13 protein-coding genes are annotated in these 14,837 nt (G+C 62.3%); 5 read left to right on the top strand and 8 right to left on the bottom strand.

Features of this window, described 5'->3' with window-relative positions:
• Positions 1–327 precede the first annotated feature (327 nt).
• Both ACQKKX_RS02620 and ACQKKX_RS02625 read left to right on the top strand, forming a co-directional pair.
• Positions 328–1,665, top strand: coding sequence for an MFS transporter (locus ACQKKX_RS02620; protein ID WP_427568508.1), 1,338 nt, complete (start codon positions 328–330; stop codon positions 1,663–1,665).
• A 238-nt stretch (positions 1,666–1,903) separates the two neighbouring features.
• Positions 1,904–2,185 (top strand): hypothetical protein, encoded by a 282-nt coding sequence (locus ACQKKX_RS02625; protein ID WP_427568510.1) that lies wholly within the window; start codon positions 1,904–1,906, stop codon positions 2,183–2,185.
• A 66-nt stretch (positions 2,186–2,251) separates the two neighbouring features.
• Here ACQKKX_RS02625 and ACQKKX_RS02630 read toward each other — a convergent pair whose 3' ends face one another.
• The 4 genes from ACQKKX_RS02630 to ACQKKX_RS02645 form a co-directional block, all read right to left on the bottom strand.
• Positions 2,252–3,403 carry an alpha-hydroxy acid oxidase gene (locus ACQKKX_RS02630; protein ID WP_427568512.1) on the bottom strand — a complete coding sequence of 384 codons (1,152 nt, stop codon included), beginning with the start codon at positions 3,401–3,403 and terminating at the stop codon, positions 2,252–2,254.
• Positions 3,404–3,533: 130 nt separating this feature from the next.
• Entirely contained in the window at positions 3,534–4,844 is a 1,311-nt protein-coding gene (guaD, locus tag ACQKKX_RS02635; protein ID WP_427568514.1) for a guanine deaminase, read from the bottom strand.
• Between the two features lie 8 nt (positions 4,845–4,852).
• Complete coding sequence (gene puuD, locus ACQKKX_RS02640; RefSeq protein WP_427568516.1) at positions 4,853–6,094, bottom strand: urate hydroxylase PuuD; 1,242 nt, start codon at positions 6,092–6,094, stop codon at positions 4,853–4,855.
• Positions 6,095–6,350: 256 nt separating this feature from the next.
• Positions 6,351–7,268 (bottom strand): LysR substrate-binding domain-containing protein, encoded by a 918-nt coding sequence (locus ACQKKX_RS02645; protein ID WP_427568518.1) that lies wholly within the window; start codon positions 7,266–7,268, stop codon positions 6,351–6,353.
• A gap of 151 nt (positions 7,269–7,419) precedes the next feature.
• Here ACQKKX_RS02645 and ACQKKX_RS02650 point away from each other — a divergent pair, with 151 nt between their 5' ends.
• A complete protein-coding gene (locus ACQKKX_RS02650; RefSeq protein ID WP_427568520.1) occupies positions 7,420–7,647 on the top strand; it encodes a hypothetical protein in 228 nt (75 codons plus the stop codon).
• 13 nt (positions 7,648–7,660) lie between these two features.
• Here ACQKKX_RS02650 and xdhC read toward each other — a convergent pair whose 3' ends face one another.
• Positions 7,661–8,488 carry a xanthine dehydrogenase accessory protein XdhC gene (gene xdhC, locus ACQKKX_RS02655; protein ID WP_427569329.1) on the bottom strand — a complete coding sequence of 276 codons (828 nt, stop codon included), beginning with the start codon at positions 8,486–8,488 and terminating at the stop codon, positions 7,661–7,663.
• 202 nt (positions 8,489–8,690) lie between these two features.
• Here xdhC and ACQKKX_RS02660 point away from each other — a divergent pair, with 202 nt between their 5' ends.
• Complete coding sequence (locus ACQKKX_RS02660; protein WP_427568522.1) at positions 8,691–9,605, top strand: DMT family transporter; 915 nt, start codon at positions 8,691–8,693, stop codon at positions 9,603–9,605.
• 73 nt (positions 9,606–9,678) lie between these two features.
• Entirely contained in the window at positions 9,679–9,942 is a 264-nt protein-coding gene (locus ACQKKX_RS02665) for a hypothetical protein (RefSeq protein WP_427568524.1), read from the top strand.
• Between the two features lie 3 nt (positions 9,943–9,945).
• Here the strand turns inward: ACQKKX_RS02665 and xdhB are convergent, their stop codons facing one another.
• The 3 genes from xdhB to ACQKKX_RS02680 form a co-directional block, all read right to left on the bottom strand.
• Positions 9,946–12,282, bottom strand: coding sequence for a xanthine dehydrogenase molybdopterin binding subunit (gene xdhB / locus ACQKKX_RS02670; protein ID WP_427568526.1), 2,337 nt, complete (start codon positions 12,280–12,282; stop codon positions 9,946–9,948).
• A gap of 2 nt (positions 12,283–12,284) precedes the next feature.
• Entirely contained in the window at positions 12,285–13,757 is a 1,473-nt protein-coding gene (xdhA, locus tag ACQKKX_RS02675) for a xanthine dehydrogenase small subunit (RefSeq protein WP_427568528.1), read from the bottom strand.
• Positions 13,758–13,911: 154 nt separating this feature from the next.
• Positions 13,912–14,757, bottom strand: a complete 846-nt coding sequence (locus tag ACQKKX_RS02680; RefSeq protein WP_427568530.1) for a glycosyl transferase — start codon at positions 14,755–14,757, stop codon at positions 13,912–13,914.
• Between the last annotated feature and the right edge of the window lie 80 nt (positions 14,758–14,837).

Below are 14,837 nucleotides of genomic sequence, written 5' to 3' on the forward strand. Positions count from 1 at the left end.
CGCGCTGGAAGCGGTGCTCGCGGATATCGCGGCGCTTGCCATCCGCGACGATGCGCGACAATCAGGATCGGCCAGCCGCCTACGACCATATGGCGATGTCGCGGATGGCGGCCGACAACGGCTGGCCGGGCTAGACAAGAGCGTTGGCAACCCGACGGATGGCCTCATGGATGGTTTGAAATCGCCCAAGGCAGGGAAATTATGCGAGGCGCCTGTGGGTTGGCGCTTGTTTAGGCTTGTCAATGGCCCTTGAATGACGCAATGCGGGAAAACGCCCTTGCGCCCGCGCAAGCCGGACTTCCTGCAGTCAAACGACCGGATCATGCCATGTCCCCGACATCCCCCGGCGCCGCACCGCGCCGCCTAACCCGCCAGGATTTTCGCACGCTGGCTCTGGCCGCGCTCGGTGGCGCGCTGGAATTTTACGATTTCATCATTTTCGTCTTTTTCGCCGCCGTGATCGGCAAGCTGTTCTTCCCGGCCGACATGCCGGAATGGCTGCGCCTGATCCAGACTTTCGGCATTTTCGCGGCCGGCTATCTGGTGCGCCCGGTCGGCGGCATCCTCTTGGCACATTTCGGCGATCTCTTTGGCCGCAAGCGGGTGTTCGCCTTCTCCATCCTTCTGATGTCGCTGTCGACGCTCGGCATGTCAGTCATGCCGACCTACGCGACGATCGGCGTGCTGGCGCCGATCCTTCTTATCGTCATGCGCATCTTGCAAGGTGCGGCAATCGGCGGCGAAGTGCCCGGGGCCTGGACCTTCGTGGCCGAACACGTGCCCTTGCGTCGGGTGGGCTTTGCCTGCGGCTTTCTCACCTCGGGCTTGTCGCTAGGCATTCTTCTCGGGTCCTCGATCGCCACAGTGATCAACACCGTGTTCACGCCCGAGACGATCGAAGCCGGCGCGTGGCGCATCCCCTTCCTGCTCGGCGGCGTTTTCGGCCTTGTTTCGGTCTGGATGCGTCGCTGGCTGCAGGAAACGCCTGTTTTCACCGAGATGAAGGAAAGCCGGGTTCTGGCGCCGGAACTGCCTTTGAAGGCGGTGCTTCGCGATCATACGCGCGGTGTCATCGTCTCGATGCTGCTGACCTGGGTTCTGTCTGCGGCCATTGTGGTCACCACGCTGATGACCGCGACGCTGCTGCAGAAGCTCTACGGCTACACGGCCCAGCAGTCGCTGGCAGCCACCAGTTTCGGCACATTGTTCCTGATCGTTTCCACCCCGGCGGCCGGCGCGCTTATCGACCGTATTGGTTCGGGCCGTTTCTTCGTGATCGGCGGCGTGCTGTTCGGCGCGGCGACCTGGGCCTTCTACAGCTATGCCGGCACCTCTCTTGCTCTGATGTTTGCGCTTTACGCCGTCATGGGCCTGGCGGTCGGCTTTGTCGGCGCCGTGCCCTATGTCATGGTGCGCGCCTTTCCCGCGCATGTGCGTTTTTCCGGACTGTCCTTCTCCTACAACGTGGCCTATGCGATTTTCGGCGGCCTGACCCCGATCGCCGTCACGTCCATGCTGGCCGTCAACCCGATGGCGCACGCTTACTACCTGCTGTTCATCGCAGCTCTGGCCATCGCGCTTGGCATCTATCTGAGCCTGCGCGGCAGCGCGGTGGAAGCAAGCGCCGGGATCGAGGAACTGACGCTGCGGGTGGCCGGTTCCTGACCGGGCCCTGACCGGCCCCTGACCGGTCGCCGGGTGTCCCTGATTGCGCAGGGCCGGCTCTAGGCCGGCCATGCGCGCGGGAGGGGATGTCGTGCCCTTTCCGCTCTGCTCACGCAGCGATCATAGTCGTTCAGGACCGCACCGTCCCAGCCGTTTCGCCGTTCGCCCATGGTGGAACCAAGCCGACGTTTCAGCGTTTTCCGGTCTCTTCCAGTCATTTTGAGAGAAGGAAAGCGTTTTGGCACGAGATCTCAACTCCACCGTAGAAGCCCTGCAGGACCAGCTGTCGCAGATCCGGTCCATCCTGCAGCGGCAGGCCCGTGACACGGCATCCGAAGCGTCGTCCTTCCTCGCACCGCGCGCCAACCGCCTGTCGAAGGAATTGCGCGACGAGGGCTGGGGCCTGGCGCAGGCAGTCCGCCGCCACCCAACAGCAGCCAGCGGCGCTGTCTTCGGTGCTCTCGCGCTCGGCGCCGTGATCGGCCTGTTCCTGTCGGGTGCGGTACGCGATCACGACTAAGGTTGCCTGACAAGAAACCTTTCCAAAAGGGCCTGCTGCGGGAAACCGGGCAGGCCCCGGGCAGGCCTATGCGTGAAAAGGATTTTCGGCGATCACGCCAGCATCAATATCCTGAATGTCGCGCTTGCCGCAAAGCGCCATGGTGATATCCATTTCCTTTCGGATGATTTCCAGCGCCGCCGTTACGCCCGGTTTTCCGAGCGCGCCCAGGCCGTAGAGGAAGGGCCGTCCGATAAAGGTGCCGCGCGCGCCGAGCGCGACCGCTTTGAGCACATCCTGACCCGAACGGACGCCGCCATCGAGGTGCACTTCCAGACGATCGCCGACCGCTGCCACTATCTTGGGAAGCATGCTGATCGACGAGAGTGCGCCATCCAACTGACGGCCGCCGTGATTGGAGACGATGATGGCGTCGGCGCCGGTATCGGCGGCGGCACGGGCATCGTCCTCGTCGAGAATGCCCTTGATGATAAGCTTCCCGCCCCAAAGATCCTTGATCCAGCGGATATCATCCCAGGACAGCCGCGGGTCGAACTGTTCCGCCGTCCAGGCCGACAGCGATGAGAGATCGGAAACATTGGAGGCGTGGCCGACGATATTTCCGAAACCGCGACGCGAGGTGCGCAGCATGTCGAGGCACCAGAAGGGCTTGGTAGCCAACTGCATGGCGCTGTTCAAAGTCCATTTCGGCGGCGCGGAAAGACCGTTGCGAAGGTCCTTGTGGCGCTGGCCGAGGATTTGCAGATCGGCGGTCACGACCAGCGCCGAGCAGCCGGCAGCCCTTGCCCGTCCGATCAGCCGTTCGACGAAGCCGCGATCCTTCATCACGTAGAGCTGGAACCAGAAGGGTTTGCTCGTCACCGAGCGCACGTCCTCGATCGAGCAGATGCTCATCGTCGACAAGGTGAAGGGGACGCCGGCCTCCTCGGCTGCCTTGGCTGCCAGCATTTCGCCATCGGCATGCTGCATGCCGGTCAGGCCCGTCGGCGCAAGCGCCACCGGCATCGAAACGTCGTGACCGATCATCGTGGTGGCAAGCGACCTGTCGGTCATGTCCACCAGCACCCGCTGCCGCAGCTTGATCCTCGAAAAATCATCCTCGTTGGCGCGATAGGTGCTTTCCGTCCAGGCGCCGCTATCGGCGTAGTCGAAAAACATCTTCGGCACCCGTCGACGCGCCATGGTTTTCAAGTCGGCTATGGTCAGCGGCTTGGACATGCAAATTTCCCTCCCTGTATGCCCTTCGAGAGGTAGCATATCGGTGTGGCGAGGAAACGGGAATTCGACAGTCCCGTCTTTTTTGACAGCCGATGCAGGTGTTTATCGCGTCGCGTGTCGGCGGCGAGCCTCAAAGCGTGGCTTTCATTGCCCGGCCAGCCACATAGGTTTCCACCACCGCGCGGTCGTCGCCCATGGTCTGCAACAGGAACAGTTCTTCCGGCAGCGTTGCGACCGTTTCCATTCGCAACGCCATTGCCGGGGTCGCGCCGGCATCGAGCACGACGAGGTCCGCCGTCGAGCCGACGTCCAACGTGCCGATATCCGCTTCCATGGACAGGGCCTCGGCATTGCCGCGGGTCATCAGATAAAAGCTTTCGAGCGGGTTGAGGCGTTGGCCCAGCAATTGCTGGATCTTGTAGGCCTCGTCCATGGTCTTGAGCATGGAATAGCTGGAACCGCCGCCGATATCCGTGGCCACGGACACGCGGACCGGTTTTTCCCGTCCCGTCAGCGCCTTCATTGGGAAAAGACCGGAGCCGAGAAACAGGTTGGAAGTCGGGCAATGGACGGCGATCGATCCGGCTTGCGAAAGCACGTCCATCTCGCGCTCGGACAGATGAATGGCATGGCCGAGCAGGGTTTTTCTGCCGAGAAGGCCGTAGCGGGCGTAGATGTCGGTATAGTCCTTTGCCTCCGGATAGAGTGCGCAGGTATAGTCGATCTCCTCGCGGTTTTCGGACAGATGCGTCTGGATGAAGAGGTCGGGGAATTCCTCTGCCAGCGCCTGTGCTGCCTCCATTTGCTGCGGGGTGGAGGTGATGGCAAAGCGAGGCGTGATGGCGACGTGGTTGCGCCCCTTGCCGTGCCAGTCATGGATCACCTGCCGGGTTTCGTCATACCCCATTTCCGGCGTATCGAGCAGGCCCTGCGGCGCATTGCGATCCATCATCACCTTGCCGCCGACCATGCACATGTTGCGCTTCAGCGCCTCGGCGAAAAAGGCATCGGCAGAGGTTTTGTGAACCGAACAGTAGGCGACGGCGGTGGTGGTACCGTGGCGCAGGAATTCATCGTAGAAACGCGTGGCGATCCGGGTGGCGTGATCGCTGTCGACGAAACGGCATTCCTCCGGAAAGGTGTAGGTATTCAGCCATTCGAGAAGATTGGCGGCATAGGAGGCGATGACCTGCATCTGCGGAAAATGCACATGCGTATCGATGAAGCCGGGCAGGATCAGATGCGGGCGGTGATCGATCTCGACGACATCGTCCGGCGCCCCGACCTTCACGGTTTGATAATCGCCGACAGCCGAAATCCGACCGTCCTCACCGACAAGCAGGCCTCCGTCACGATCGTAGCGGTAGCTGTCGCCATCGGTGAGCGCGTGGGGTGCGCGAAGGAAGGACAGAAGGCGTCCACGGATCAGGGTGCTGGTCATGTTCTGCTCTATCTCGCTGCCAGGCTGCTCTCATACCAGGCAACCAGCAGCTTGCGTTCGTCGATCGTCAGGCCGGTCAGATTGCCGGGCGGCATGGCGTGGCTTCTTCCCGCCTGGATGTATATGTCGCGGGCATGGGCGGCAACCTGCGCCGCGGTTTCCAGTCCTACCGATTTCGGCGGGAAGGTAATGCCCTCCCAGACCGGTTCGGCGGCGTGGCACATGGAACAGCGACTGGCAACGATGGCCCGCGCCGCCTCGAAATGAACGTTGGCGGCAAACTGCTGGTCGCGCGATGTCATGCCGGAAAGCTCGGCTGTTTCGCGCTCGCCCGTCAGCACTTTCGGTACGGTCGATAGCCAGATGATGGCGATGAAGATCAGCACGGTCGCCAGCCACGTCCATGTCGGTCTGCCCTTGCGGGCATGGGTGGTGTTGAACCAGTGCCGGATCGTGACGCCCATCAGGAAGACCAGCGCCGCTATCACCCAGCTGAACTGGGTGGCGAATGCCAGCGGATAGTGATTGGACAGCATGAAGAAGATGACGGGCAGCGTCAGGTAGTTGTTGTGCAGCGAGCGCTGCTTGGCGATGCGACCGTATCTGGCATCCGGCACGCGCCCGGCGATCAGGTCGGCAACGACGATCTTCTGGTTGGGAATGATGATGAAGAAGACATTGGCCGACATGATGGTGGCGGTAAATGCGCCCAGATGCAGGAAGGCGGCGCGGCCGGTGAACACCTGCGTAAAACCCCAGCCCATGGCCACGAGTGCCGCATAGAGCAGGATCATAAGGCCCCATGTGTTGTTGCCGAGCGGCGACTTGCATAACTGGTCGTAAAAAATCCAGCCGACCGACAGCGATGCCAGCGACAGGCAGATGGCCTGCCATGGTGCCAGATCCATGACCGTCCGGTCGATCAGGAACAGGTCGGCGCCGCCGTAATAGACCACGCAGAGCAGCAGAAATCCCGACAACCAAGTGAAATAGCTCTCGTATTTGAACCAGGTCAGATGTTCCGGCATCTGCACCGGGGCAACCAGATATTTCTGGATGTGGTAAAAGCCGCCGCCATGGACCTGCCACTCCTCGCCATGGGCGCCGGGCGGCAGGTGCGGGCGTTTGACCAGACCCAGATCGAGGGCAATGAAGTAGAAAGACGAGCCGATCCAGGCGACGGCGGTGACGACGTGCAGCCAGCGCAGCGCAAAGCTCAGCCATTCCCAGGCGATGGCGTATTCGTACATTCGGGTTCCCCTATTGTTCCCCTTTTCGATAGAGTGCGAGAAAAAGCGCCGCGAGGGAAGGGATATCGCTCTTTAAGCGTGGCCGTTGCAGGTGGGGTCAGCAATCCGGTGGCAGATGCAGGCAAGGGTTCTTGCGGATCGGAGTATGGGTTTTGGCCGTCCAACAAAGCAGTGTGGGCGGTTCGTCTCCAAAAGGCAGTTGGCGCCGCGCGCCTCACCGCATGAGGCCGCGGACAGAGGGACTCATCGCTTGGCGTCAATCCCTGAAGGTCGGCATCATCCTGCGCATGAAATCGCGAAAGGCACGGATTTTCGGGGACTGGCGTCGGGCTTCGGGATAGACGAGCCAGTAATGGCTTCCATCGGTTGCCATCAGATCGAAGGGCTGGATGAGGCGACCAAGCGCCACTGCGTCCGCATAGAAATCTGGTTTGAGGATGGCAACGCCCTGACCGGCCATGGCTGCCGAGGCGTGGAAGGATTGCGCGCCGAACTGGCTGGACGGCCCATTCCTGAAATCCGCATCGGGCAGGCCGGCCGCTGCAAACCAGACCGGCCACCAACCGTCGTCGGGATCGATGATGCGCAATTTCAGGAGGTCGGCCGGCGTGTGAACCCCGCCGATCGAGCCGGCCAGCGCCGGGCTCAGCATCGGCGTGAACTCGCTGCGCATCAGGAAATGCGACCGCAATCCCGGCCATTCGCCCTTGCCCGAGCGGATCGCGACATCGCCCTCGCTGCGGGTGAAGTCGACCACGGTCTGCGAGGTCTCGAGGCGCACGGCAATGCCTGGATTTTCCACCTGAAACGTGCCGATGTGCTGGGCCAGCCAATGCGAGGCGAAAGTGGCCGTTGTGTGAATGGTGAGCGTGGATTCCGACCGGTCGCGAACGCCGCCAACGGCTTCGCTGATGGTCTGAAACGCCTCGGAGATTTTCGGTGCCAACCTTTCTCCGGCGGCGGTTAAGGTCAGTTGTCGGGGCCGGCGCAGAAACAGCGGTTCGCCGATCGCATCTTCCAGAAGCTTGATCTGGTAGCTGACGGCTGTCTGCGTCAGGCCGAGATCGCTCGCGGCCCGGGTGAAACTCATCAGGCGGGCGGCCGCCTCGAAGACGCGCAGGGCATTGAGCGGGAATTGACGCGACAGTTTCATGGATAAGCTCTCTTGATCCATTCGCCCGGTTATTCGATTGGAATACGGCCGGCTTCAGGCGCACATTATCCTCACATACATCAAACGCAAGCCTGCTTAGCCCTGGCAGCTCTCTACCGGAACCTCTGGTTTGCCGGATGGGCGTCCTGTGCCCGCAACAAGGAGAATGGTCATGCTGTCGATCCTCAGACTAACGACGTTTCGGATCTGGCCACGGGTGGGCAAGGCGGTGTTGCGGCGTGCCGGACATACCCATCCGCTGGATCCCGAATGCATGCCCGAGAGTCTGCTGCGGGATATTGGTCTGGCCGATGGCCACGGCGGGCGCGGCGCAAGCCTCGAGCGCAACGGCTCCGGGTCGCGGCCGGTACGATCCATGCCGTTGCGTCCACCGCTGTGATATGGCTGTCAGGTCATGGAGGCGGGCACAGCGACAGCGGTTCCATCGCCGCTCGCTGCGCATAAACACCAAGCAGTTCAGCCGCCACCAGAGCTGCGATCACTTCCGGGCGTTTGTCGCGCACAAGGCGGCCGCCGATCGGCAGGGTCAGATTCGAAAGCAGGCTGCGGCTTTCGCCTTCGCGTTCCAGCCAATGCGCGAAGGCGGCGCGTTTGGTGGCCGAGCCGATCATGCCGATATAGGCGAGGTCCTTGCGGGCAAGGGCGGCGCGGGCAATGAGAAAATCGAGCGCATGATCATGGGTAAGAATGAGCGCGGCACTGCCGGCCTGCATTTCTTCGACCTCCGCTTCCGGCAGCGCCGTCAGTTTCCGGTCGATGTCGGGCGAGGGCGTCAGCATTTCCGCGGCGCGGGTTTCGATGACCCGCAGCCTGAAGGGCAGTGGAGCCAGCGCCCGGGTCACGGCACGTCCCACATGGCCGGCACCGAAAAGGGTGATCTGCGGCAGGGTTTCGCGCTCGTGTTCGAGGCGATCGCCAAGGGTCCGGGCAAGGGCCGGCGTCATCGTCCTGAAGATCAGCCGCGTACGGCCACCGCAGCACTGGCCGATTTCGGGCCCGAGCGGAATATCCATGTCCTCCCGGCCCTTGCCGGCGATGAGGGCACGGGCATTGTCTATCGCCATGTATTCGAGCTGGCCGCCACCGATCGTGCCGGCCACGGCCGCGCAGGAGACCAGCATGAAGGCGCCGGCATCACGCGGGGTCGAACCCTTCGCCTCCGTCACCTCGACGAGGACGCATTGAGGATGTTCTGCAATGAAATCGAGAGCGTGCGTCAACGGCATGAGCCGAGTGTAACACCCGTTCGGCGCCTTCGCATCATGCCTTTTCTAGGGGCGTGCGGCGCCCCATCCGGCCAAGGCGTTGCCGCGCACGGCGATTGCGCCTTTTACGGTGCGGTGAAGGATCGAAGAAGGCCATGGCGGAACGAACGCACATCGGGTAAGCCTCATCCCATCTCAACCTGTGATGTTGCCGCGCATGAAGTCCCGTGACCTTGCCATCTACGTCTTCCTCGCTCTCGCCTGGGGTCTTTCCTTTCTCCTCGTCGTCAAGGTCGTCGACGCGTTCAGCTTCGTTGCTGCAACCTCGATCCGCGCCTTCATCGCTTGCGGTACATTGTTCGCGATCGCCAGACTGGGCCAGCGGCGGCTGGATTTCGGCGATGGCTGGCGACCGTTCGTTGTGGTCGGCGCGACGACTGTTGCCGGTCAGCTGCTTGGACTTTCCTATGCGACACCCGTGATCGGCACCGCAATGGCCGCCATTCTGGTTGCGTCCATTCCCTTGCTGTCGATGGTCATCAGCCAGATATGGGGGCTGGAGCGGATGAAGCCGAGCGGCGTGACGGGACTGGTGCTCGGCATTGCCGGCATCGTGCTGTTGGTGGGGTTTCCGGCGGTGCCGGTGACGGGGGAATTCGTGTTGGGCTGCGCGGCAGCGCTTGGCGCCTGTCTGTCGGCCGCTTTTGGCAGCAATTACGCCAGTCTGAAACTGAAACATACCGGTCCCTGGGAAGTGACGATCGGCTCCTTCCTCTTCGGCGGCATGATTTCGGCACCGTTCCTGTTCGCCGTTCCCGTGCCGCGCCTGCAGAACGCCATCGACATTCTTTACCTGATGATCTCCGCCTGCGTGATGAGCGCGACCACCTATGTGCTCTATTTCAAGCTGGTCGGATCGATTGGCGCCACAAAGGCCATCAGTGTGGAATTCGCGGTTACGGTCGTTGCGGTCTTCATAGGTGCCATCCTTCTGGACGAACCGCTCTCGACCGTCCAGGTCGTTGGCGCTGCGATCATCATTCTCGGTTGTGCGCTGGTGCTCGGCCTGTTTCCCCGGCAAAGGGGCCGGGTTGCTGCAGTTCCCTTGCCGCATCAGGACGGCGTGCCGTAGCAATCGGAAAACGAGTTGCATTTTATGAATGCGCTCAACTCAAAACTTGGGTTTGCACGACATACTGCGTGCCATGAGCAATTTCGCGATCGCAACAGTGCTGATTTCTGGATCGGTATTCATGGCAACGGGTGGCTACACGCTGCTGCCGCGCAGCACCTATGATCCCGCCTGCGATATCAAGGGCAATATCTCGTGGAATGGTGGCCAGAAGATCTATCACGTTCGGGGCCAGAAGAATTACCAGGACACCAGAATCCGTGTTCTGGATGGCGAACGATGGTTCTGCTCCGAAGACGAGGCCAGGGCTGCGGGATGGCGAAAAGCCGGACGCTAATCCTCACATCGCCTTCAACCGCTCCACCGCCATCAGCACTCTTTCGGGCGTGGCTGGTGCATCCAGCTTTGGGCAGACGCTGTAATCGGCAATGCTGGCCACGGCCATGGAGATCGCTTCCAGAACCGAGATCGCCAGCATGAAGGGCGGTTCGCCTACGGCCTTGGAGCGGCCGATCGTCGGCTCGGCGTTCTGCGACCACCCCGCCAGCCTGACGTTGAAGATCCGCGGGCGGTCGGAGGCAAGCGGAATCTTGTAGGTGGAGGGCGCATGGGTTCGCAGCCGCCCCTTGTCGTCAAACCACAATTCCTCGGTCGTCAGCCAGCCCATGCCCTGCACGAAGGCGCCTTCGACCTGGCCGATGTCGATTGCCGGGTTCAGGGATTTGCCGACATCGTGGAGAATGTCGGTGCGGTCGACCATGTATTCGCCGGTCAGCGTATCGATCGAGACTTCCGACACGGCCGCGCCATAGGCAAAATAGTAGAAGGGATGGCCGCGCCCGGCTGCTCGGTCCCAGTGGATTTTCGGGGTCTTGTAGAAACCGGCGGCAGACAGGTGCACGCGGTCGTAATAGGCAGCCCGCACCAGCGTGTCGAAAGGCACGATTTCCGCGCCGATGCGAACCCGGTTGGGCAGGAATTCGACGTCGTCCTTGCCCACCTGCCATTGCCGGCAAGCGAAATCCACCAGCCGGTCCCTGATCTGTCGGGCGGCGTCGTAAGCGGCCATGCCGTTGAGGTCGGAGCCGGAAGAGGCGGCGGTGGCCGACGTATTGGGCACCTTGCCGGTCGTCGTCGCGGTGATCTTGACGCGTTCGATATCGACATTGAAGGTATCCGCCACGACCTGCGCAACCTTCGTGTACAGGCCCTGTCCCATCTCCGTGCCGCCATGGTTCAGGTGGATCGAGCCGTCCTGATAGACATGGACGAGGGCCCCGGCCTGGTTGTAAGCGGTCATGGTGAAGGAAATGCCGAATTTGACCGGCGTCAGGGCAATGCCCTTGCGGATGACCGGGCTTGTCTCGTTGAACGCGACGATGGCCTGGCGGCGGGTGCGATAATCGCTCGAAGCCTCCAGTTCCTCGACCAGCCGCAGGATGATGCTGTCTTGCACTTCCTGATGATAGGGCGTGGTCGTGCGGCCCGTTCCCGGCGCGCCGTAGAAATTCAGCTTTCTCACATCAAGCGGATCTTTTCCGAGCGCATAGGCGATCTCCTCGATGATCCGTTCCGCCCCGAGCATGCCCTGCGGTCCACCGAAACCGCGAAAGGCGGTGTTGGAAACGGTATGGGTCATCAGTGGTTTGGAGGTCAGCCGCACATGCGGATAGAAATAGCTGGAATCCGCGTGGAACAGCGCCCGGTCCGTCACCGGGCCGGAGAGATCGGCCGACCAGCCGCAACGTGCCGCGTAGGTGCTGTCTACCGCATGAATGCGGCCCTCCTCGTCGAAGGCGACGTCGTAATCGACGCGGAAATCATGGCGCTTGCCGGTAACGACCATATCCTCGTCGCGGTCGGGACGGAATTTCACCGGCCGCTTGAGCGTCTTGGCCGCCAGCGCCGCAAGGCAGGCAAACAAATTGCCCTGCGTTTCCTTGCCACCGAAGCCGCCGCCCATGCGCCGTGTCCTGACCTCGACGGCATGGTTGGCAATGCCGAGCACATGCGCGACCATATGCTGGATTTCGCTCGGATGCTGGGTGGACGACCAGACCAGCACATCCTCGTCCTCGCCCGGCATGGCAAAGGCGATCTGCCCCTCGAGGTAGAAATGCTCCTGGCCGCCGATCGCCATCGATCCCCTTATCCGCAGCGGCGGCTTGTCGATTTCGCTGTCCGGGTCGCCGCGCAAAAGGGTCATCGGCTGGGTCACCAGCGCGCTGCCGGCTTCGATCGCGCCTTCGATATCCGACCAATGCGGCAGGTCGCGATAGTCGATCTTCGCCAGCCGCGCCGCGCGTCGCGCCTGCTCACGCGTTTGCGCGATGACGGCAAAGATCGGCTGACCGTGGAAGCGCACGTCCTTTTCGGCGAGCAGCGGCTCGTCATGCTGGCCGGTCGAGGCTATATCGTTGAAGCCCGGCACGTCCTGCGCGGTCAGAACGGCGATCACGCCCGCCGCCTTCCTGACCGCGTCGAGATCCACCGAGAGGAGTTCGGCATGGGCGCGATCGGAGAGCCCGAGCGCGCCGTGCAGCGTGCCGGCGGGTTCGGGAATGTCGTCGATATATTCGGCACTTCCGGTCACATGCTTATGTGCCGAGTCATGTCTGAGCGCGACATGCATGGCGCCATGGGTGACGGTTCTGTTTTCGGCGACGGGCTTGTCCATGCTCAGACGTCCTCCATCTCGAAGCGCTTCAGCGTCACCGGCGCGCCGGCGGTTTCCAGGAAAAAGCGGGTCAGGAGGTTTTTCGCCGTCAGGCTGCGATAGGCGGCGCTGGCCCGCCAGTCGGTCAGCGGCTGGTAATCCGTATCGAAAGCGTCCTGCGCCATGCGCACGCTTGCCCAACTCCACGGTTGGCCGAGCAGGGCCGACTCCACCGCATGCGCCCGCTTGGGGGTTGCCGCCATTCCGCCGAAGGCGATGCGGATGCTTTCGACCGCTCCCCGACCATTCAGGAGCAGATGAAACGCGCCGCAAAGCGCGGAAATGTCCTCGTCGCGGCGCTTGGAAATCTTGTAGACACGGAAGAACGCGTCTTCATGCGGCCGCGGCACAAATATGGTTTCGACGAATTCGCCCGGCCGCCGGTCCTGTCGCCCATAGGCGAGAAAGAAATCCTCGAGAGGCAGCCGTCGCGTGCCTTCGGCCGAACGCAGCGTGACGCTGGCGCCAAGCGCGATCAGAGGCGGCGGCATGTCGCCGATCGGCGAGCCGTTGGCAATATTGCCGCCGATCGTGCCGGCATTGCGCACCTGGGCGCCGCCGATCCGCTCGATCAGGTCGGCGAGCGCCGGGATCTCGATCGACAGCGTCGCAAAGGCGCGGGCATAGGTCACGCCTGCGCCGAAGGTGATGCCGGCATTATCGGTGTCGATCCTCTGGAGTTCGGCAAGCTGGTTGATAAAGACGACGTGATCCAACTGACGCATCTGTTTCGTCGCCCAAAGTCCGACATCAGTGGCGCCGGCAACGACCGTCGCCTGCGGTGCCTGCGCCAGGGTTGCAGCCAGCGTCTCGACGCTGCCGGGAATGACGGATCGCTGCCCTTCCTTTTCGACCAGGATCGTGTCGTTGGAGGAGGTTATCGTCCACAGCTTGGCCATGATCTCCGCCCGCTCGCGTTCGAGCGGATCGAACAGCGCGCTCGGACGAGTTCGCGACACCAGTTCGGCCGCCTTGACGATCGGCTCGTAACCCGTGCACCGACAGAGATTGCCCTGAAGAGCGATTTCGATCTCGGAACGGTCCGGTTCCTCGTTCGACAGCCACAGGCCGTAAAGCGACATGACGAAGCCGGGTGTGCAAAAACCGCATTGGGAGCCGTGACAATCGACCATCGCCTGCTGCACCGGATGAAGCGTCCCATCCCGTGCGGCCAGATGTTCGACAGTCACCACATGGGTCGCATGCAGGGAGCCGATGAAACGGATGCAGGCATTGATACTCTCATAGACCAGCCGGCCCTCGGCCAGCCGTCCGACGAGAACGGTGCAGGCGCCGCAATCGCCTTCCGCGCAGCCTTCTTTGGTGCCGGTCAGGCGCCTGCGCAGGCGCAGATAGTCCAGCAGCGTTTCCGTGGGCGCGAAGTCGCCGAGATGGATTTCCTCGGCATTCAGCATAAACCGTATGACTGAGCTCATGGCGTTCCCCTTGGGCCCCGCACCGTTCCCGGCGTCTTATGGCCCTCAAGTCCCGATCCTATTGCGCCCCGCCTTCGCCGTCGACGGAAATATGCAGTCCTCTAAGGACTGCCGCGCCGGCCGCGGTTCTTGCCGGGGGGGCGCGGCCGGAAGATCAGCCTTCGTGCCAGTGGTCGTTGATCCAGGGCGTGGGAAGGATGTAGTGCCGAAGATAGCGGAACACCCGCTTGCCGTTGCGCAGGTTGGCATTGAGACTGCTGCGCACATGCCCAAGCGGCGAACGCAGCGTCTGTCCGCCGAAGCGACCCTCGGCGGCATGGTTAGGGTTCAGGCCGCGGGGAAACAGCACGATGCGGGCGCTCTGGGGCAATGTCGGTGCCAGCAGGTAGTTGAGCGGGAAGGGCCAGCGACAATCCTGGCGGAAATGCAGGACCGCCTTGCGCGGGAAAAACTTGACGCCGCCCGGTGCGTTGCGGGTTACGAAGCGCTGCTCGAAGCGGTATTTGTCGGCCGTGCCCTGGGGATCGGCGTTGAAGCGGTGAAACAGCGGCTCAAGCTTGCCGACCGGGAAGCGCAGGACGGAGGACTGGCCCAGCCGCTCGAACGGCGTCGTCTGATTGCGGGCCATGAACACGTCGTCGGCTTCCCCGACTTCAAAAAACGGGTCGAGCGAGCCGACAATCACGATATCGAGGTCGAGGAACAGCACGGTGCCTTTGAGTGTGCCCAGTTCGCGGTTCCATAAACGGGATTTGCCCCAGATGCCAAGCGTGCGGCTCGGCAGCTCTTCGACGCCGAGCGGCGGCAGATCCTCGCAGAGGATGTCGGGGTTGAGCCCTGTGCGGACGTCGGTAAAGCAGGTGAAGGTGAAGGGCGGGGTAATGTTGCGTTTCACCATCGCGTAAAGGCGGTTGATGAAGGGGGTGCCGTATTTCGTGCCCCAATTGATGCAGATGACCTGCTTGACGCCCGCAGACTGGCTCAAAACTGTATTCGGCATTTCAAAAGCTCTTCCATTGGCGATGCTGCATCCCGACTCCTGCGCACTTTCAGGGTCTTTCGAACGCTGCTCTTTTACGC

The organism is Neorhizobium sp. NPDC001467, assembly GCF_050275975.1.
GTDB lineage: Bacteria > Pseudomonadota > Alphaproteobacteria > Rhizobiales > Rhizobiaceae > Neorhizobium.